The following is an 18628-nucleotide window of genomic DNA, read 5'->3' on the forward strand; positions in this document are numbered from 1 at the left end:
TAAAAGCGACTGCCATGACCACGACCGATCCCGTTGCCAATCTCGCCGCCCTCATCCGTTGCCCTTCGGTGACGCCTGAGGAAGGCGGCGCGCTTTCCCTGCTTGATACGCTGCTTTCGCCGCTCGGCTTTGCGGTAGAGCGTGTGATGGCGACAGAGGCGGGAACGCCTGACGTGGAAAATCTCTACGCCCGGCTTGGCACCGAAGGTCCGCATCTGATGTTTGCGGGCCATACGGATGTCGTTCCCGTGGGCGACGAGGCCGCATGGAGCCATCCGCCCTTTGCTGCTGACATCGCCGGTGGCGAGATGTATGGCCGCGGCGCGGTGGACATGAAGGGCGGGATTGCCTGTTTTGTGGCCGCCATTGCCCGCCATATCGAAAAACATGGCAAACCGCAGGGCTCCGTCTCCTTCCTGATCACCGGCGATGAGGAAGGCCCGTCGATCAACGGCACCTCCAAGCTTCTGGAATGGGCTGCTGCAAAGGGAGAGACGTGGGACGCCTGTGTCGTAGGCGAGCCGACCAATCCCGACCAGCTGGGCGACATGATCAAGATCGGCCGCCGGGGCTCGCTCTCGGGCGGCATCACCGTTCATGGTGTCCAGGGCCATGCCGCTTATCCGCATCTCGCCGACAACCCCGTTCGCGGGTTGTTGCAGCTCACCCATGCGCTGATGCATCCGGCATTCGATCACGGCACGGATGATTTCCAGCCATCCAATCTGGAAGTGACAACCGTCGACACCGGCAATGCCGCGACCAATGTCATTCCGGCGCGGGCGACCGCGGCCTTCAACATTCGTTTCAACGACACCTGGACGGCGGAAAGCCTGCGGACGGAAATCATCCGCCGCCTTGATGCCGCTGCGGCTGAAGGTGAACTTCGCCCGGACCGGGCACCGGTGAAATATGAACTCGTCTGGGCGGACCGCCCGAGCCATGTATTCCTGACCCGCAACAACGCGCTCATCTCGTCGCTCTCCGGCGCGGTTGAAGCCGTGACCGGCAAGGAGCCGAAGCTTTCGACCACCGGCGGCACCTCGGATGCGCGCTTCATCAAGGATTATTGCCCGGTGGTGGAATTCGGTCTCGTCGGGCAGACCATGCATATGGTCGACGAACGCGTGGCCGTTGCCGATCTCGAGACGCTGACGCGCATTTACGAGACCTTTATCAAACGCTGGTTCGCCCATGCCGACGGCAAGTGAAGTAAGGCTTTATCTGGCCGGCCTGTGGCTTCTGCTGCTCGGCGACCATAATGGCGCACGTTATCTTGACCTGACCGAGCGCGGCATGGCGCGATCCTTCTATTCCGCTCTGTGGTGCCTGCCGGCCATGCTGGTTTCCTGGCTTTGGCTGCGCGCCGCCTTTCTCGCCGGCTATCCGCCCGGAACGGGAACCGGATTCATCTTCTTCTTCCGCCTTGCCATGGTCGAGGCCATCTGCTGGATCGTGCCGCTGCTTTTGATCGGCATGTTGCTCTACGCCTTCGGAGCAAGGGAAAAATTCGCGCCGCTCGTCACTACCATGAACTGGCTGTCGTTGCCCTTTTCCTACGCCAATGCGGTCCTGATCCTGATCGCATTCTTCCTGCCGCCGTTGCAGGGGCTGGTCGCCATTCTCTGGCTGGCACTGCTTTTGTCGCTGGTCTTCGCCTTTTCGCGGATCGTGCGGTTCTTCATCCGCGACCAGTCGCTACTGGTCTCGGCGATCGTCATGACGCTTCTGGTGCCTGCCATCCTGCTATCGGAAGCATTGCAGCGTTTTCTCGGCGTTTACCCCGCCTGACAGACGGCGCGGAGATCAGTCCTCGTCTTCGGTCATTTCGGCTTCGGCACGGCGACGCGGCGGAATGACGTCGGGATAATCGACCTGCATGAAATAAAGACCGTCCGGCGGCGCCACGGGGCCGCAGGCCTTGCGATCCCGCGCCTCCAGCGCGGCGCGCACATCGTCCGGGGTCATCGTGCCTTCGCCCGCCAGTTTCAACGTGCCGGCGAAAGAGCGTATCTGATTGTGCAGGAAACTCTGTGCCGTCGCACGAATCTCGATGAGGTCGCCGTTGCGCGTCACATCCAGCCGGTCGAGCGTGCGGACCGGGCTGTTCGCCTGACAATGGACAGAGCGGAAGGTGGTGAAATCATGCCGGCCGACAAGCATCTGCGCAGCTTCATGCATACGCTCGTGGTCCATGTCCTTCGATACCCACCATGCCCGCTTGTGCTCCAGCGCCAACCGGGATTTGCGGCAAATGATGCGGTAGAGATAATGGCGGCGCAGCGCCGAAAAACGGGCGTCGAAATCCTCGCTCACGGCGGCAGCATCGAGAACAGCCACGGCCTCACCCGCCATGGCCAGATGCGCATTCACGGCATTGCGGAGTTTGTAGGGCTCCCAATCGCGGGAAAGATCGACGTGGATGACCTGCCCAACCGCATGCACACCGGAATCGGTACGGCCCGCGCCACGAATGGAAACGCTTTCCCCGGTCAGCGACCGGACGGCAGCCTCCAGCGCGCCCTGAACGGAAGGGCCGTTTTCCTGTCTCTGCCAGCCGTAATAGGGCGTGCCGTCATATTCGATGGTCATGCGGAAGCGTGGCATCAGCCGAGCCTCGTTGTGGGCGGAACCGGCGTGCCGCGCACGAAATCGGCCGCCGACATGGGTTTTCCACCCGCCTTCTGCAAGCGGATGAGACGCACGGCGCCGCTGCCGCAGGCAATGGTGAGGGCGTCATCCAGCGCAGCGCCCGCTTCGCCCATGCCGCTTGCCAGTCCGGAGGCAAGAACCTTCACGCGCTCCGCCCTGCCGCCGATTTCCATTTCCAGCCATGCACCAGGAAACGGCGAAAGGCCGCGAATGTGATTGTGCACATCCTGCGCCGGTCTCGAGAAATCGATGCGGGTTTCGCCCTTGTCGATCTTCGCGGCGTAAAGCACACCCTCTTCCGCCTGCGCGGCGAGGGGCAGGTCGCCGGCCTCAAGCTTGTCCATCGCCTGCCGCATCAGCCGCGCACCCGCCAGCATCAGGCTGTCATGCAATTCACCGGCCGTCATGTTGTCGCCAATCGCGATCTTCGCGGTCAACGCGACAGGGCCGGTGTCCAGCCCCTTTTCCATTTTCATGACCATCATGCCGGTTTCGGCGTCACCTGCCATGATCGCCCGCTGGATGGGGGCAGCGCCGCGCCAGCGCGGCAGCAGGGAAGCGTGACCATTGTAGCAGCCAAGACGCGTGCCGGAGAGGATCGCCTCGGGCAACAGGAGCCCATAAGCCACGACGACCGCCACATCGGCGTTGAAATCCCGGAATTGCTGACGATCTTCCTCAGCCTTGAAATTCACCGGCGTCAGCACCGGCAGGCCCAGCAATTCGGCCGCCTGATGGACCGGGGACTTCTGCAGATCAAGACCACGGCGGCCGCCGGGACGCGGCGGCTGGGTGTAGACGGCAACGATTTCGTGGCCCGCTTCCACCAATGCACGCAATGTGGGAACGGAAAAATCCGGCGTGCCCATAAAAATGATGCGAAGAGCCATCGTCGCCCCCTGCCCTGTCGTCCATTCCGACCCCAAAAGGACGGATCAGATCTTTGCGCGGGCCGCTTTCGTGAATTTCTTGATGACCATGTCGCGCTTCAACCGCGAAATATGGTCGATGAAGAGAACGCCGTTCAGGTGGTCGATCTCATGCTGCAGGCAGGTCGCGAGCAGACCATCCGCCTCGACCGTCTGCTGCTTGCCGTCACGGCCGACATATTGCACCGTGAGCGACGCGGGACGTTCCACCTCGGCATAATAGTCAGGGATGGAGAGGCAGCCTTCCTCATAGGTCGAGATATCGTCCGACACCTTGAGGATTTCCGGATTGATGAAGACGATCGGGGTCTTTTCCTCGCCCTCACGCGCAACATCGATCACCAGCATGCGGCGCGGCACGCCGATCTGAATGGCGGCGAGGCCGATACCCGGCGCATCATACATGGTTTCCAGCATGTCGTCGGCAAGGCGCAGCACCTCGGCATCCACCTGTTCGATGGGCTTGGATTGCTGGCGCAGCACGGGATCGGGCAAAATGATAAGCGGTTTGATGGTCATGGCTTCCCATAACGTATCTCTCGCGCCGAGGAAATAAAAAACACGAAGGTGAAACCGCCTGCGGCACCCGCCCTGCCCGACTCATTTCCGCCGCAGGAATGTTCTTGTTTTGATCTTCCGAATCACAAGAAACCTGCTAGATTTAGTCATGAGCATAGATTTCTCCGTTCTCCTCAATCCCGCACTACGGGCCGGCTCCGTCGATATCAGCTTCGGCGCGCTGCTTGCGGCTCTGGTTTTCGGCCTGGTCATCACATGGCTGGTTACGACAAACCGTACCAAAAAAGCGGGAGCCGATGGCGAAATCTCCGATCTCCTGAAAACGCAGTCCGAATTGCATGGCCGGATCGCGGCCATGGCGGAAACGCTTGGCACACGCCAAACCGAGATGAGCCAGACGCTGAACCAGCGCCTTGACGGCATGTCGCAGCGCCTTGGCGAAACGCTGACGGAGCAGACCCGGTCAACCCATGAGAATCTGAGCCGCCTGCAGGAGCGTCTGGCTGTCATCGATGCCGCGCAAGGCAATATTCAGGATCTCGCGAAAGACGTCGTCGGGCTTCAGGCGATCCTCTCCAACAAGCAGACGCGCGGTGCCTTCGGACAGGCGCGCATGGAAACGCTGATCGCCGATGCGCTTCCTGCCGGGGCCTTCCAGCTTCAGCCGACGCTTTCCAACGGTTACCGGCCGGACTGCACCATCAAGATGCCGAACAATGCCCCGCCACTCGTCATCGATGCCAAGTTTCCGCTGGAGGCCTGGAACGCGATCAAGGCGGATGAGACACCCGAAACCAAACGCGCCGCCGTGCAGCAGTTCCGCCGCGATATGGAGGTACATATTCGCGACGTGGCCGAGAAATACCTCATTCGCGGCGAGACGCAGGATACGGCCTTTATCTTCGTACCGTCCGAATCGATCTTCGCGGACATTCACCAGCATTTCGAATATCTGGTGCAGCGCGCCCACCGCGCCCGCGTCGTCATCGTATCGCCCTCGCTGCTGATGCTGTCTGTGCAGGTCATCCAGTCTGTTTTGAAAGACCAGCGCATGCGCGAGCAGGCGCATCTCATTCAGGGCGAAGTGGCGCTGCTCATGGACGATGTGCGGCGGCTGGATGACCGGACGCGCAAGCTGCAGGCCCATTTCGGGCTGGCTCAGAAGGACGTCGACATGATGCTGATCTCCTCCGACAAGGTGCTGGCACGCGGCCAGAAAATCGAGGGTCTCGATTTTTCACCGACGGAAAAGGAAGCTTCGCATGGCGAAATCGAACAGGCCCGTCGCTTTGCGGAAAACCGGGCCGGTGCAGCCAAATTGCGGGTAGTTGACGACGAGTGATCGTCTCGGGCAAAGTCGCCGCCTTGCTCAAATTTCATATGGACCCAGCGCCCCATGATTACTGTTTTCGGCTCCATCAACATGGACCTCGTCGCGACCGCCAAACGCCTGCCCAAGCCCGGGGAAACCGTGACCGGCGAGACCTTCTCCACGGCCGCGGGCGGCAAGGGAGCCAATCAGGCACTGGCCGCACGGCGTGCAGGCGCTACGGTGAAGATGGCGGGCGCCGCGGGCGATGACACCTTTGCCGCACCGGCGCTGACCTTGCTGCGCGATGCCGGCACCGATCTTTCTCTCGTCAAGACAGCACCCGGCCCGACGGGCACGGCCGTGATCCTGATAGGTGAAGGCGGGGAGAACATGATCTCGGTCATTCCCGCAGCCAACGGCGAAGTCTCCGCATCCGATGCTGCAAAGACCATATCCGACATGGCTACGGGCGATATTCTGATGTTGCAGTTCGAGATACCGGCGCCCGCCATCGAAGCGGCACTGACGACTGCAAAGGCAAAGCGCATCACCACCGTCATCAACACCGCACCGCTGACCGCAGACGGCCCTCGGCTTGCCGGCCTCGCCGATATCGTCATTGCCAACGAAACCGAGTTCGAACTGCTGATCGGCAAGAACGGACTTTCCAGCACCGAGCGGGAAAGCGAACTCAAGGCCCTTCACGAGAGGACCGGCCAGACTTTGATCGTCACACTGGGTGCAGATGGCGTGATCGCCATTCGCAATGGCAAGGTCTATAGGGCTTCCGGCCTCAAGATCGAGCCGGTGGACACGGTCGGTGCGGGCGATACCTTCTGCGGATATCTCGCCGCCAGCCTCGATCAGGGAATGGATTTTGAAAAGGCACTGAAGCGTGCCGCCGTTGCAGGTTCACTCGCCTGTACGCGCGCCGGCGCGCAGCCTTCCATTCCGCTCGCAGCGGAAGTGGATGCGGCACTCTGAGGGATCGGGCCGTTAGCGCATTTTCCGGACGTAAAACCGCTGTGCACTTTTGTTGGAAATGCTTTAGCGACGGATGAAGGTGAGATAGGCCGAGCTGCGGCCTTCTCTTTTCGCCTTGTTCTCGTAACGCGTGCCTGGCCAATTGGCATAGGGCGTGCGCCAGTCGTCAGCGCTCGTCGCCGTCCATTCAAAACCGCCATGCCGGGCGCAATGCTGTAGTGTCCAGTTGACGTATGTATCGATATCCGACGCAAAGCAGAATTTGCCGCCGGGCTTCAACACACGATGGAAACGGGCGAGATTGACGTCGGAAACGAAACGGCGCTTCCAGTGCTTTTTCTTCGGCCACGGATCGGGATAAAGCAGATCGATATGATCGATCGATCCCTCGGGCAGCCAGTCGAGCAGCTGTGTGGCATCATCGTCGTAAAGGCGAATATTCATCAGCTCGCGTTCGCGCACGGTGGCAAGCAACTTGGCCATGGAATTGACGAAGGGCTCGACGCCGATGAAACCCGTCTCGGGATTTTCGACCGCCCGGTGGGCGAGATGCTCGCCGCCGCCGAAACCGATCTCCAGACGGATCGATCGCACATCCGCCGGAAAGAGAGCGACGAGATTTTGCGGCGGGGCGTTTTCCAGATCGATTTTCAGCAAGGGCAGCAGGTTTTCGATCGTATCGACCTGCTGATTGCGCAGGGGCTTGCCCTTGCGTCTGCCAAAAAACGCTTCCGTTGCGCGCGAACGCCGTTCTTCCGTCATCTCATACTCTCAAGAACAAATAGACTTAACCCGCACAGCGCCACATGAGGCACTGTGCGGGTTACAAAAGGTGCAGACGGTATCTCTCAATCGCCGTCGAATGACAAGGCTTAGAAAGAATCCCCGCATTTTCCGGACTTAAAACCGCTACGCAGTTTTACTGGAAATGCTTCAGGCGCTCAAAGCTTCCTTGAGCGGCTTCACCAGATCGAGCTTCTCCCAGGAGAAGGAGCCGTCACGGCCAGCCTTGCGGCCGAAATGGCCGTAGGAAGACGTCTTGGCGTAGATCGGCTTGTTGAGATCGAGATGGCGGCGGATGCCCGACGGAGACAGGTCCATGACCTTGCGGATCGCGGCTTCAACCTGATCTTCGCTGACCTTGCCCGTGCCGTGCAGATCGACATAGATCGACAGCGGCTGTGCGATGCCGATCGCGTAGGAGATCTGGATCGTGCAGCGCTCGGCAAGGCCGGCAGCCACGACGTTCTTGGCGAGGTAGCGGGCGGCATAGGCTGCGGAACGGTCGACCTTGGTCGTGTCCTTGCCGGAGAATGCGCCACCACCATGGGGAGCGGCACCGCCGTAGGTGTCGACGATGATCTTGCGGCCGGTCAGACCAGCATCACCATCGGGACCGCCGATGACGAACTTGCCCGTCGGGTTGATATACCACTGGCAATCGTCAGCGATCTTCAGGTCACCCAGAGCTTCGCGGATATAGGGTTCGACAACAGCGCGAACCTTCTTCGAATCCCAGCTTGCATCGAGGTGCTGCGTGGACAGGACGATGGACACGGCTTCAGAAGCCTTGCCGTCGACGTAACGAACGGTCACCTGGCTCTTGGCGTCGGGGCCGAGTTTTGCCGCTTCGCCTTCGCCGCTCTTACGGGCGGTGGCGAGAAGCTGCAGGATACGGTGGGAATAATAAATCGGCGCCGGCATGAGGTCCGGCGTTTCCTTGCAGGCGTAACCGAACATGATGCCCTGGTCGCCGGCACCCTCGTCGCCCTGCTTGTCGGAAGCGCTGTCCACGCCCTGCGCGATGTCCGCGGACTGCGGATGCAGGAGAACGTCGATCTTGGCGGTTTTCCAGTGGAAACCATCCTGCTCGTAGCCGATGTCGCGGATCGCCTTGCGGGCGGCGGACTTGAACTTGGAAGGATTGATGACCGGGTGGCCAGCGGCATCCTTGAGGACCTTGCCGTCCTTGTCCTTCTTCAGAAGCGTGTCGGGAACCCGAACCTCACCGGCGATAACGACGCGGTTGGTCGTCGCAAGCGTTTCGCATGCGATGCGCACGGTCCACGGGTCAACGCCCGTCTTGGCCGCTTCACGATAAATAAGATCCACGATTTCATCAGAAATACGATCACAAACCTTGTCCGGATGACCCTCGGCCACGGACTCGCTGGTGAACAGGTAATTGGCACGCATGCGGGATTCCCCTCAAAGAACGGTCTTGGAGTTTGTTAGTCATTTCGGCCGCGAAAAACAAGGACACAACCACATAGATATATCTTTATGTGAGAATTCCTTTCCAATTGGGCACAAAAAAACGGTCCTTGCGGACCGTTGAGTGCCCGGCATCCCGTGCCGGAAATTTTTGCGCCACGCGGGCTGCGCTTACTCGGCATCGCCTTCGGCGGCAAGCGCCTTGACGAGATCGACGAGACGGCGGCGAACCTTCGGGTCGGCGATCTTCACGAAAGCCCGGTTCAGCTGCAAACCTTCGGCCGAGGACAGAAAATCGACCACGTAGTTAGAGCTCGAAGCTTCAGCCATGCCCGGCGCGCCGCCGGCCTGATCACCGGGCGCATCTTCGAAGAAAAAGGAAACGGGCACATTGAGGATCGCGGAAATATTCTGGAGGCGACTGGCGCCGACACGGTTCGTGCCTTTTTCATATTTCTGGATTTGCTGAAAGGTAATTCCGAGACTTTCACCCAGCTTCTCCTGGCTCATTCCGAGCATGGTTCTACGAAGGCGAATTCGGCTTCCGACATGAATGTCGATGGGGTTAGGCTTTTTCTTATTCTCGGTCATCATGCGGTCCTGACACTCGGAAAGGGTTGATATCTCGCTTCATTACTATTCGAAGAAATGAGTCGGCAATTCGACAGCGTCTAAACTTGTTTTACGACTGACGTATTCACTATGCAATTACAGGGGGTCCCGGTCAATTCTGGCGCCGAGCGAAACTCAAGGCGGGAAATACCGCAACAATCATCCAGATTGAAAAAATCAACCAGAAATACGTCCGATGTGTGTCGTAAGTAAATGCGTCATTAGACCCACCACTCAAAGTGGCGTCAACAATCCCCACCCGACCGTAGTCCAGTCCGGCAATAATGCGGCCATAGGGGTCAATGACGGCGGAAATTCCGGTATTGGCGCCGCGAATCACCGGCACACCCGTCTCGACGGCGCGCACCCTCGCCTGCAGAAAATGCTGATAGGGACCGGGCGTGTCACCAAACCAGCCGTCATTCGTCACATTGAGGATCGCCGCCGATCCCTGGAGACCCGGCGTCATCTCACCCGGGAAAATGATCTCGTAGCAGATCAGGGGATAGAAGGTCTTGCCCGAAGGAAGCGTGAGCGGCGTGCGTGATGAGGCGGCGGAAAAACCGCCCGGCAGGGCAATGACATTGTCGATGCCGAATTCCCGCAGAATGCCTTCAAAGGGAACATATTCGCCAAAGGGGGTCAGATGCACCTTGTCGGTCGCACCGATGATCTCTCCCTGGCTGTCGATCGCATAGACCGAATTGTAGTAACGCGGCGGCCGGCCCGCCCCCTGATCTTCCATCCTGACGGCGCCGGTGAACAGCACCTGGCCATCTTCGAGTGTTCTGGCGATTTCCGCGAGCGCGTCCGGGTTTTGCGTCAGGATGAACGGCACGGAGGTTTCCGGCCAGACGATGATGTCGGGGCGTTTTTTCCCTTCGCCCGGCGGCAAGGCCGACAACCGCAGATGCTCTGCAAAAATCTCGGCCCTGTCGGTATTCAGCATCTTGCGCGACTGATCGATGGAGGGCTGCACGATACGGACGGTCAGGGCGTCCGCAGGCGTCTCCGCCGGTGTCTGCAAGCGGTAAAAACCATAACCGAAATGGGCCGCCAGCAGCAGGCCCGCCAGCGCCAGCCCCGGTCCCATACCCTTTTTCGTGCCGATCAGCGCCGGTGAAGCGAAGATGAAAACCGCAAGCGTCGTAATGCTGAAAAGCCCGAGCAGATGCGCCGACTGCATCATGATCGGGATGGGCATGATGCCGTAACCGATGGCGTTCCAGGGAAAACCGGTCGCGAGGAAACTGCGCAGCCACTCCGAAAGGCCGAAGGCGGCGGCAAGCGCTGCGATGCGGCCGATACCATCCGACCAGAGGAGATTGGCCGCGGCGACGGCAAAACCGTAAAACAGCGCCAGAAGCGCAGGCAGACCGAGGATGGCAAGCGGCAGCGCCCAGGCAAATTCATCCGCTTCCAGCAACAAAGCATTGCCCAGCCACCACAGGCCGGCCACGAAATAACCGAGCCCGAAACACCAGCCGATGCCGAAAGCCGGCAGGATACGGCTGAAGAGACCTCCGCCCGGCTTCCCGGTGCAGCCGTCCACGAGCCAGACGAGCAAAGTGAAAGAGAAAAAAAGCGCCGCAAAAAAGCCGAATGGAGGCAGGGCGAGCGCCCCGACCGCACCTGCAGCAATCGCCATCACTGCTCGGCTCATGCCGCCGGCCAGCATTACCCTGCCTGCAAGACGCTCCATGCCATCTCCGTTTATGCGCGTCCGGAAAAGCCCGCTGCCGGCAAGGCCGCGCCACGGAATTTCCCCTCAACCCGACGTAAAGGAAAAAAGATTCGCAGTCCACAGGAGGGATGGCGGCGGAAGCCTCCTGCGGCCTTTTGGCGGCTGCGGCCTGCTGGATTGATGCCGCCAGGTGAGGTGACGGGGCTTCCCGTCACCCTTCCTGATCGGCGTTCTGCTGGTGCGTGATCAGGCGAACATCCGGCGCGGGCAGCGCGATAACGCCGTTGGCTTCACCCGGAGCCCGGTCGTCCTGACCCTGTGAGCCACGATCACGGACGATACGCACGCCCTTGATCCGCCGGCTATCCGCATCGAGAATCTGGAACTCGAAACCCGGCACGGCCCGAACCACTTCGCCCTTGGCCGGAATGCGGCCGAGCGCAAAAAAGATGAGCCCACCGAGCGTGTCGATTTCTTCCAGATGTTCGCGCACGTCGAACTCCGGGCCGATCGCCTCGGCAAGTTCGGTAAGTTCCGCGCGGGCATCAGCAACAAGCACATCGGCGGAAAGACGCGAAAACATCGCTTCGTCCTTGTCGTGCTCGTCATCGATATCACCCACGACCATCTCGACGATATCCTCGTGGCTGACGAGGCCGTCCGTACCACCATATTCGTCGATGACGAGGGCCAGCTGCGTTCTCTGCGCCTGCATCGTCTTCAACAGATCGGAAGCAAGCATCGAGGGCGGCGCAAAAAGAATCTTGCGCACAAGACCGGCATCGGCAACCGTCTGTTCGAGATCGACCCGCGCGAGGTCAAAATTCGGCCGTGGCGAACGCGGCGCCTTTACCTCACCATAAGCGACGCTGCGCGATCCGGCCCGGCGCTTGTTACGGGCCTGCTTGGCGACATAGGCCAGCAGATCGCGAATGTGGATCATACCCTTCGGGTCATCCAGCGTCTCGTCATAGACCGGCATGCGGGAACGTCCGGTTTCCTCGAACAGGATCAGCGCATCGCCGATCGTCATGTTCTGGTCGAGACCGTCAATGTCCACACGGGGGATCATGATGTCTTCGACCCGGATCTCACGGAAACGGAGGATATTATTGAGCATCGCCCGTTCTTCAGGCGAAAAGGCCGCACCGATTTCGGTGTCGTCCATCAGCGCATCGGTCAAATCCTCACGCAGGCGCTCACCTTGGGATGGTTTCAGCAACCGTGCGATGCGCGACCAGATGGTCGATCTCGGCTTGGCATTGTAGTCCTGACGTAAGTGACTACTGCCCTCCTCCGAGGAGGACTGCTCGCCGTTTTCTCTGCCCTCATTGGCAGGTCGTGCAGAATGTTCGTTCATGGCTCCAGACAATATTTAAAGCGGTTCCTGACCCGCGTAGGGATCAGATAGGCCAAGCACCGCCAAAATGCGAGTCTCAAGCGACTCCATTTCTTCCGCTTCTTCCTCGTCCATGTGGTCATAACCAAACAAATGCAGGAACCCATGAACGAGAAGATGGGTCAGATGATCCTCGAAACTCTTCTCAAGTTCAAGGGCCTCGCGTTCAACCGTCTCGCGGGCGATGACGATATCGCCCAGCATCGGGCCGGGCATTCCGCCCGGGTCCAGCGGAAAAGCGGGGAAAGACAAGACATTGGTCGCCTTGTCCTTGTCGCGCCATTCGGCATTGATTTCCCGGATATTTTCATCGTCGGTAAAGACCAGCGACAGCTCGACCGGCATTTTCGGAAAGGGTTGCTCCTCTTCCCGCTTCAGAAAATCGACCGCCGCATCGAGCACCTTGGTGGCAAAGGCAAGCAGGTCCTCTTCCGAGGACCAGCCTTCAGCCTCGACGCTGATTTGAATATCCAGAACTGTCATTGTCTTTACGTCAGTCGCCCTTCACGAGGCTTTCATCCGGCACGGCCGTGTGGGATTCGTAAGCCCGGACGATGCGCGCCACCATCGGGTGACGGACGACATCGACATCCTTGAAGCGCACGACGGACACGCCCTCGACATCGGTGAGGATTTGCAGGGCCTCGACCAGACCGGATTTCACGCCGCGCGGCAAATCCACCTGGCTCGGGTCACCGGTCACGATCATGCGGCCGTTCTCACCAAGACGGGTCAGGAACATCTTCATCTGCATGGTCGTGGTGTTCTGGGCTTCGTCCAGAATGACGGCAGCGTTGGCAAGGGTACGTCCGCGCATGAAGGCGAGCGGCGCGATTTCGATGACGCCCGCCTGAATGGCGCGCTCAACCTTGTCGCCCGGCATCATGTCATACAGCGCGTCGTAGAGCGGACGGAGATAAGGATCGACCTTTTCCTTCATGTCGCCGGGCAGGAAGCCCAGACGCTCGCCCGCTTCGACGGCGGGGCGTGAGAGGATGATGCGGTCGACCGCGCCGCGTTCCAGAAGCTGTGCGGCATGGGCCACAGCCAGATAGGTCTTGCCGGTGCCGGCGGGACCGACGCCGAAAACCAGTTCGGACTGCTCCAGCGCCCGCATGTAGACATCCTGCGTCGGCGTGCGGGCAGCGATGGTCTTCTTGCGAGTGGAAATCTGCGCCATGGAAATCTTCGCCTTGCGCTCCATCGTCGGCAAGGTCAGTTGGTCGTCAGCGGCCACCGCCATGCGGATCGCACCTTCCACGTCAGAGACCTCGGCGGTTCCGCCCTTGAGCAGACGTTCGTAGAGGAAATCCAGCGCACGGCGGGCCTGATTGGTGGCGACGACATCGCCGGTGATGGCGACGGAGTTGCCACGCGGGCGGGCGTCGATATTGAGGCGCTGCTCCAGGAGCTTCAGGTTCTGATCGAACTGACCGAATAGCTCTCCCGCTATCCTGTTATTCTCGAACGTGAGGACGAAGTGATTGGCGTCGGTCGCGGCTTGGCGTGGCTGGCGCGATGAATTTGATACCAATTCGTGTGCGTTCAAGCGGTCAGGCTCCTGTCCCAATCAGTGTCGGCTCCTCACTCTAACTCCCTGCCACCTCGGCAAACAAGCTGTTTGGACCCGTTGCGGTGATTCGTACATTAACAATGTCACCGATTTTCAACGTCTTTGCATCAAGATTCACGGATTGCAGCCATGGAGAGCGACCTATCAACTGCTCAGGCATGCGGCCGGGCTTTTCCAGCAACACATCCATGGTTTTTCCAACCAGTGATTCCGCAAATTCCTTCTGCTGCCGCAGCAACAGGGCCTGCAATCGTTCCAATCGCTCGGCCTTTACATCTTCCTCCACCTGATCGGTCAGGTCGGCGCCCGGCGTGCCGGGGCGGGTGGAATATTTGAAGGAAAAGGCCTGCGCGTATTTCACCGTCTCAACCATCGCCATCGTATCTTCGAAATCGCGATCGGTCTCACCGGGGAAGCCGACAATAAAATCCCCCGACATGGCAATATCAGGGCGGGCGCTGCGGATTTTTTCAATGAGCTGGATATATTCCTCACCCGTATGGCGACGATTCATCGCTTTCAGAATACGATCCGAGCCGGACTGCACCGGCAGGTGCAGATAGGGCATCAGGATGCGCAGATCACGATGGGCGCCGATCAGGCGATCATCCATGTCACGCGGGTGGCTGGTGGTGTAGCGAAGCCGGGCGAGACCCGGAATTTCGGCAAGCCGATAAAGCAGTTCGGCAAGGCCCCATTTTTCGCCCTTTGGGCCTTCGCCCTGCCAGGCATTGACGTTCTGGCCAAGCAGCGTGATCTCGCGCACACCGGCATCCACCAGTTTCATCGCTTCATCGACGATCTGGCGCACGGGGCGCGACACTTCCGAACCGCGCGTATAGGGCACGACACAGAAGGTACAGAACTTGTCGCAGCCTTCCTGCACCGTCAGGAACGCGGTGACGCCGCGTGTCCGCAATGTGGATTTCTCCGCGACCGGCAGGTGCTCGAACTTGTCCTCGACCGCATATTCGGTCTCGATGACGCGCTCACCGCCGCGTACCCGCTTCAGGGCGTCGGGCAGGCGGTGATAGGTCTGCGGGCCGATGACGACATCGACGGCAGGAGCACGGCGCAGGATTTCCTCGCCTTCCGCCTGCGCCACACAACCGGCAACGCCGATCATGAATTCACGGCCCTGCTCTTCGCGCGACTTTTTCATGTCACGCAGGCGGCCGAGCGCGGAATAAACCTTCTCCGCCGCCTTTTCGCGAATGTGACAGGTGTTCAAGAGAACCAGATCCGCCTCGCCCATGTCCTCCGTCTGAACGTAACCATCCTTCGCCAGCGCATCGCTCATGCGGACGGAATCGTAAACGTTCATCTGACAGCCGTAGGTCTTGATAAAAACCTTGCGGCTGTTTGCGCCCTCGCGGGCGTTCATGGGTGGGGCGTCGAGGCCAAGCGTTTCCTGGGTCATGGCGGCTATCTAGTGTTTTTCACCGCCAGATTAAACAGAAAAATGCCGGAAAAGCGAGGATGCCAGAGCAACGGAGTAATTCCGTTGCTCTTGAGTTTAGCTTACGCATCGGATTTCCCGAAAACCGCGCACACTTTTCGGTCCGATGCTCTATTTCCGCCAGCCGCCGCGCAGGCTGAAGGCCAGCATCGAGCGTATGGCGGCGGCAATATCGGTCGCAAGGCGCTTGCGGTTGTCGGCGCTGTGAAACGGAACGCTTTCGCCAAACGTGACGTCGACGTCGATGGCGCCCGCCTTGATGACACCCAGCAGATGCGGCACGAGCGTAATGCTGCCCGGCCAGGCGGCGATGATCCGGTGGTAACGCCCCATCGCCATGCCCTGCACCCGCGTATAGGCGATAGTGACCGGCTGCACGTAAACCAGCTTGCCCGGAACCTGCTCAGCGGCGGTGGAGGCGGCACCGAACAGGGAGGATTTGACGGCCAGCATGCGGTTGCCGTCCGAAGTGGTGCCTTCCGGGAAAAGGACGACGATCTCGCCGTCGGCCATGCGGCTGGCGATTTCGCTCACCTGGGCGCCGGTGCTGCGCTTCTGTTCGCGCTGAACGAAGATGCTTTTCTGCAGCCGGGCGAGCCAGCCGAAAACCGGCCAGTCGCGCACCTCGGTCTTGGCGATGAACACCACGTCGGCAATGCTGCCCAAAACGAGGATATCTTTCCACGAGGCGTGGTTGACCGCCAGCATCAGCGGTTTTGCCCGCTCCACATCCCCATGCACATGCACACGGATGCCGAGAACGTGACAGGCGATACGATGCCAGATGCGCGGAATGCGGCGGCGCAGCCGCCAGTCGAAGGCGAGACCCAGGAGTTGCAGCGGCAGCAATATGAGCGTCACGATCAGAAGAACGATCGCAATATAGGCTGTCCGGAGCCACATCATGGGAGAAACACCCGCTTGTTCACCGGTGTCTCAGCGCTCGTCGGGTTTCAACGGCACGCCGTAAAGTTCCAGCCGGTGATCCACGAGCTTGAAGCCATGTTCGCGGGCGATCTTTTCCTGAAGCGCCTCGATCTCGGCCGAATGGAACTCGATGACCACGCCGTTCTTCAGATCGATCAGGTGATCGTGATGTTCCTCGGGCACGGTCTCATACCGCGAGCGGCCATCGCGAAAATCGTGCCGTTCGATGATACCGGCGTCCTCGAACAGCTTCACCGTCCTGTAGACGGTGGAAATCGAGATGCGCGGATCCACGGCGGAGGAACGGCGATAAAGCTCCTCGACATCGGGATGATCGGCTGATTCCTGAAGGACGCGGGCGATGACACGGCGTTGGTCGGTCATCCGCATGCCGCGCTCGGCACAAAGCTCCTCCAGCGTTTTCGAAAGGTCTGTCACGTCTTCTAGCCTTTTGAGAATTCCGGTTTGCGGCTTTCGCCGAAAAAATGCCTATCGCAGGGAACTAGCGAAGATCGCGGCGCATGACAAGCGCCGTCGACTTGGTTCCATCCTTGGCGGTGTAATAGGCCTTGCGCTCCGCAACCGTCTTGAAGCCGAGCTTCCTGTAAAGTCCCAGCGCAGAGGCGTTGTTATTGTCCACCTCGAGGAACATGGTTTCGGCGCCGCGCATCATCGCCTCGCGAATGGCCGACTGCATCAGGCGCCAGCCGAGACCGGCGCGTGAGAATTTGTCGGCCACGGCAACGGTGAGGATTTCCGCTTCGCCGGCCACTTCCCGCGCCAGCACGAAACCGCCGAGCGGCTTGCTGAAAAATGCGTTGGTCTGGCGGGCGACGGCACCAAAAACCGCCCCTTGAGTGAGCAGGCCCGAAAACTCCCCATCATTCCACGGGCGTGGAAAGCGCAAGGCATGCAAGTCCGCCACCGCGGCGCAATCTTCATGCTGCATCGGAACGATCTCGAAATAGGGTTTCCAGCTCAGGTAATCGTCAAACATCGCAGGTATCGGGTATCGCAAATATCAGGCATCACGGGAATCAGTGGCAGGCACTCATGCCTGCCGTATCAGGCAACGTCCTGGCGTGCCAGCGCAAAACCGGTCTGTGGCCGGGCATCCGGTCCGCGCAAATAAAGCGGCGCCGGTTTGGGCTGGCCTGCCGGCTTGCGCGCACCAGCGCGGGCGACGGAGGCAATCGGGAAATGATCCGGCCCGGACCCGCTTTCCTCTCCGGCAAACAGCGGCGCGGCGGAACCGATGACGGTACCATTAAAACCGGAAAGAACACCTTTGGCATCATCCAGAGACAGAAGCGCCGCCTCGTTGAGCGGCGATCCATCCGCACCGAATGTCTGGAGATAGGTTTCGCCACGTTTGGCATCGAGCCCCACGGCCACCCGCCGATCGGGATTTTCGAGCAAATAATGCAAGGCGAGCGTCTCGAGCGTGGTAACGCCGACGGCCTCGACGCCGAGTGACAGGGCAAAACCGCGCGCAGCGGCAACACCGACCCGAATGCCCGTGAAGGACCCCGGACCGATGGTCACTGCGATGCGCTCGACCTTCTGGAGCGGCAATTGTGCCTGCTGCAGCGCACCGTCGATCACGGCCATCAGCCTTTCGGCATGGCCCTTGCCGATCGTTTCGCAGACCTCGCCGAGCACCCTGTCAGAGGCGCGGTCATAAATGCAGGCGGAGCAATCTACGCCTGACGTGTCGAGTGCGAGAACAATCATGGCCTGACTTACAGCATCAAACCGCTTCGACTTCGCGCACTTCCGGCACGAAATGGCGAAGCAGGTTCTGGACGCCGTGCTTTAGCGTGGCGGTGGAAGACGGGCAACCCGAGCAGGCGCCCTTCATGTTCAGGAACACGGTGCCATCACGAAAACCGCGGAAGGTGATATCGCCGCCATCCTGCGCCACGGCCGGGCGGACGCGGGTTTCCAGCAATTCCTTGATAGTGGCGACGATGGTTTCGTCCCCCTCTTCGAAGAATTCGCCTTCTTCGTCCGAGACTTCCGCGGCAATCGCGGTTCCCATGATCGGCCGGCCGGACATGAAGTGTTCCATGATCGAACCGAGGATGGCAGGCTTCAGATGCTGCCATTCCGCATCATCCTTGGTGACGGTGATGAAATCGAAACCGAAATAAACCCCGGTGACACCCGGAATCGTGAAGAGGCGTTCTGCCAAGGGCGAAGCCTGCGCCTGCGAAGCATTGAGGAACTCCGCTGTGCCGCTTTCCAGCACCACCTTGCCCGGCAGGAACTTCAGCGTGGCGGGGTTGGGCGTGGCTTCCGTCTGAATGAACATCGTCGTCTCCTTCGAGGTCGCGGTTCACGCCCCGTAATTTAGAATTCTTC

Annotated in this window: 20 protein-coding genes; 4 read left to right on the forward strand and 16 right to left on the reverse strand. The window is 60.0% G+C overall.

Annotated elements, in window-relative coordinates; all coding sequences use genetic code 11:
- The first annotated feature begins 14 nt into the window (after positions 1 to 14).
- Together dapE and QD336_RS05770 are read left to right on the forward strand one after the other, a co-directional pair.
- A complete protein-coding gene (dapE, locus tag QD336_RS05765) occupies positions 15 to 1211 on the forward strand; it encodes a succinyl-diaminopimelate desuccinylase (protein ID WP_499169770.1) in 1197 nt (398 codons plus the stop codon).
- Entirely contained in the window at positions 1195 to 1791 is a 597-nt protein-coding gene (locus tag QD336_RS05770) for a hypothetical protein (RefSeq protein ID WP_269341733.1), read from the forward strand. Before dapE ends, QD336_RS05770 begins: the two co-directional genes overlap by 17 nt.
- A 15-nt stretch (positions 1792 to 1806) precedes the next feature.
- Here the strand turns inward: QD336_RS05770 and truA are convergent, their stop codons facing one another.
- Genes truA through def form a run of 3 tightly spaced genes read right to left on the reverse strand, consistent with a single transcriptional unit; the run spans position 1807 to position 4100 of the window.
- Positions 1807 to 2607, reverse strand: coding sequence for a tRNA pseudouridine(38-40) synthase TruA (truA, locus tag QD336_RS05775; protein ID WP_269341731.1), 801 nt, complete (start codon positions 2605 to 2607; stop codon positions 1807 to 1809).
- A complete protein-coding gene (fmt, locus tag QD336_RS05780; RefSeq protein ID WP_499169773.1) occupies positions 2607 to 3542 on the reverse strand; it encodes a methionyl-tRNA formyltransferase in 936 nt (311 codons plus the stop codon). Before fmt ends, truA begins: the two co-directional genes overlap by 1 nt.
- Positions 3543 to 3587: 45 nt before the next feature.
- Positions 3588 to 4100: a peptide deformylase gene (def, locus tag QD336_RS05785; protein WP_269341727.1), complete on the reverse strand. Its 513-nt coding sequence runs from the start codon at positions 4098 to 4100 to the stop codon at positions 3588 to 3590.
- A gap of 148 nt (positions 4101 to 4248) precedes the next feature.
- Between def and QD336_RS05790 the strand changes: the two genes are divergently transcribed.
- Entirely contained in the window at positions 4249 to 5442 is a 1194-nt protein-coding gene (locus QD336_RS05790; RefSeq protein ID WP_499169774.1) for a DNA recombination protein RmuC, read from the forward strand.
- A 54-nt stretch (positions 5443 to 5496) separates the two neighbouring features.
- Complete coding sequence (locus QD336_RS05795; RefSeq protein WP_499169776.1) at positions 5497 to 6396, forward strand: ribokinase; 900 nt, start codon at positions 5497 to 5499, stop codon at positions 6394 to 6396.
- Positions 6397 to 6459: 63 nt separating this feature from the next.
- Here QD336_RS05795 and trmB read toward each other — a convergent pair whose 3' ends face one another.
- From trmB to QD336_RS05860, 13 genes are all read right to left on the reverse strand, one after another.
- On the reverse strand, positions 6460 to 7158 hold the full coding sequence (gene trmB, locus QD336_RS05800) for a tRNA (guanosine(46)-N7)-methyltransferase TrmB (protein WP_499169778.1): 699 nt from the start codon (positions 7156 to 7158) through the stop codon (positions 6460 to 6462).
- A gap of 171 nt (positions 7159 to 7329) precedes the next feature.
- Positions 7330 to 8592 carry a methionine adenosyltransferase gene (metK, locus tag QD336_RS05805; protein WP_499169780.1) on the reverse strand — a complete coding sequence of 421 codons (1263 nt, stop codon included), beginning with the start codon at positions 8590 to 8592 and terminating at the stop codon, positions 7330 to 7332.
- A 189-nt stretch (positions 8593 to 8781) separates the two neighbouring features.
- On the reverse strand, positions 8782 to 9201 hold the full coding sequence (locus tag QD336_RS05810) for a helix-turn-helix domain-containing protein (protein WP_269341718.1): 420 nt from the start codon (positions 9199 to 9201) through the stop codon (positions 8782 to 8784).
- A gap of 133 nt (positions 9202 to 9334) precedes the next feature.
- Positions 9335 to 10924 (reverse strand): apolipoprotein N-acyltransferase, encoded by a 1590-nt coding sequence (gene lnt / locus QD336_RS05815; RefSeq protein WP_499169782.1) that lies wholly within the window; start codon positions 10922 to 10924, stop codon positions 9335 to 9337.
- A gap of 193 nt (positions 10925 to 11117) precedes the next feature.
- Positions 11118 to 12266 carry a hemolysin family protein gene (locus QD336_RS05820; RefSeq protein WP_499169783.1) on the reverse strand — a complete coding sequence of 383 codons (1149 nt, stop codon included), beginning with the start codon at positions 12264 to 12266 and terminating at the stop codon, positions 11118 to 11120.
- A 15-nt stretch (positions 12267 to 12281) separates the two neighbouring features.
- Positions 12282 to 12788, reverse strand: coding sequence for an rRNA maturation RNase YbeY (gene ybeY / locus QD336_RS05825; RefSeq protein ID WP_499169784.1), 507 nt, complete (start codon positions 12786 to 12788; stop codon positions 12282 to 12284).
- A gap of 10 nt (positions 12789 to 12798) precedes the next feature.
- Entirely contained in the window at positions 12799 to 13854 is a 1056-nt protein-coding gene (locus QD336_RS05830) for a PhoH family protein (protein WP_269341711.1), read from the reverse strand.
- A gap of 40 nt (positions 13855 to 13894) precedes the next feature.
- Positions 13895 to 15298, reverse strand: coding sequence for a tRNA (N6-isopentenyl adenosine(37)-C2)-methylthiotransferase MiaB (miaB, locus tag QD336_RS05835; protein WP_499169786.1), 1404 nt, complete (start codon positions 15296 to 15298; stop codon positions 13895 to 13897).
- A gap of 150 nt (positions 15299 to 15448) precedes the next feature.
- On the reverse strand, positions 15449 to 16243 hold the full coding sequence (gene olsA / locus QD336_RS05840; RefSeq protein ID WP_499169788.1) for a lyso-ornithine lipid O-acyltransferase: 795 nt from the start codon (positions 16241 to 16243) through the stop codon (positions 15449 to 15451).
- Positions 16244 to 16273: 30 nt separating this feature from the next.
- Positions 16274 to 16702, reverse strand: a complete 429-nt coding sequence (locus tag QD336_RS05845; RefSeq protein WP_142914212.1) for a Fur family transcriptional regulator — start codon at positions 16700 to 16702, stop codon at positions 16274 to 16276.
- Positions 16703 to 16766: 64 nt separating this feature from the next.
- A complete protein-coding gene (locus tag QD336_RS05850) occupies positions 16767 to 17261 on the reverse strand; it encodes a GNAT family N-acetyltransferase (RefSeq protein WP_269341705.1) in 495 nt (164 codons plus the stop codon).
- A 68-nt stretch (positions 17262 to 17329) separates the two neighbouring features.
- Positions 17330 to 17998: a tRNA (adenosine(37)-N6)-threonylcarbamoyltransferase complex dimerization subunit type 1 TsaB gene (gene tsaB / locus QD336_RS05855; protein WP_499169790.1), complete on the reverse strand. Its 669-nt coding sequence runs from the start codon at positions 17996 to 17998 to the stop codon at positions 17330 to 17332.
- A 16-nt stretch (positions 17999 to 18014) separates the two neighbouring features.
- On the reverse strand, positions 18015 to 18578 hold the full coding sequence (locus QD336_RS05860) for a NifU family protein (RefSeq protein WP_269341703.1): 564 nt from the start codon (positions 18576 to 18578) through the stop codon (positions 18015 to 18017).
- Positions 18579 to 18628: the final 50 nt, after the last annotated feature.

The organism is Rhizobium sp. BR 250 (assembly GCF_047445855.1).
GTDB classification, from domain to species: domain Bacteria; phylum Pseudomonadota; class Alphaproteobacteria; order Rhizobiales; family Rhizobiaceae; genus Agrobacterium; species Agrobacterium tumefaciens_I.

What these genes read in the sequence shown, in the direction of transcription:
- QD336_RS05795 (WP_499169776.1), top strand. Translation starts at nt 5,497, where the DNA reads ATGATTACTGTTTTCGGCTCCATCAACATGGACCTCGTCGCGACCGCC.
- dapE (WP_499169770.1), top strand. Translation starts at nt 15, where the DNA reads ATGACCACGACCGATCCCGTTGCCAATCTCGCCGCCCTCATCCGTTGC.
- QD336_RS05790 (WP_499169774.1), top strand. Translation starts at nt 4,249, where the DNA reads ATGAGCATAGATTTCTCCGTTCTCCTCAATCCCGCACTACGGGCCGGC.
- tsaB (WP_499169790.1), bottom strand. Translation starts at nt 17,998, where the DNA reads ATGATTGTTCTCGCACTCGACACGTCAGGCGTAGATTGCTCCGCCTGC.
- QD336_RS05770 (WP_269341733.1), top strand. Translation starts at nt 1,195, where the DNA reads ATGCCGACGGCAAGTGAAGTAAGGCTTTATCTGGCCGGCCTGTGGCTT.
- fmt (WP_499169773.1), bottom strand. Translation starts at nt 3,542, where the DNA reads ATGGCTCTTCGCATCATTTTTATGGGCACGCCGGATTTTTCCGTTCCC.
- QD336_RS05850 (WP_269341705.1), bottom strand. Translation starts at nt 17,261, where the DNA reads ATGTTTGACGATTACCTGAGCTGGAAACCCTATTTCGAGATCGTTCCG.
- miaB (WP_499169786.1), bottom strand. Translation starts at nt 15,298, where the DNA reads ATGACCCAGGAAACGCTTGGCCTCGACGCCCCACCCATGAACGCCCGC.
- QD336_RS05810 (WP_269341718.1), bottom strand. Translation starts at nt 9,201, where the DNA reads ATGACCGAGAATAAGAAAAAGCCTAACCCCATCGACATTCATGTCGGA.
- metK (WP_499169780.1), bottom strand. Translation starts at nt 8,592, where the DNA reads ATGCGTGCCAATTACCTGTTCACCAGCGAGTCCGTGGCCGAGGGTCAT.
- trmB (WP_499169778.1), bottom strand. Translation starts at nt 7,158, where the DNA reads ATGACGGAAGAACGGCGTTCGCGCGCAACGGAAGCGTTTTTTGGCAGA.
- def (WP_269341727.1), bottom strand. Translation starts at nt 4,100, where the DNA reads ATGACCATCAAACCGCTTATCATTTTGCCCGATCCCGTGCTGCGCCAG.
- lnt (WP_499169782.1), bottom strand. Translation starts at nt 10,924, where the DNA reads ATGGAGCGTCTTGCAGGCAGGGTAATGCTGGCCGGCGGCATGAGCCGA.
- QD336_RS05860 (WP_269341703.1), bottom strand. Translation starts at nt 18,578, where the DNA reads ATGTTCATTCAGACGGAAGCCACGCCCAACCCCGCCACGCTGAAGTTC.
- QD336_RS05820 (WP_499169783.1), bottom strand. Translation starts at nt 12,266, where the DNA reads ATGAACGAACATTCTGCACGACCTGCCAATGAGGGCAGAGAAAACGGC.
- truA (WP_269341731.1), bottom strand. Translation starts at nt 2,607, where the DNA reads ATGCCACGCTTCCGCATGACCATCGAATATGACGGCACGCCCTATTAC.
- olsA (WP_499169788.1), bottom strand. Translation starts at nt 16,243, where the DNA reads ATGATGTGGCTCCGGACAGCCTATATTGCGATCGTTCTTCTGATCGTG.
- ybeY (WP_499169784.1), bottom strand. Translation starts at nt 12,788, where the DNA reads ATGACAGTTCTGGATATTCAAATCAGCGTCGAGGCTGAAGGCTGGTCC.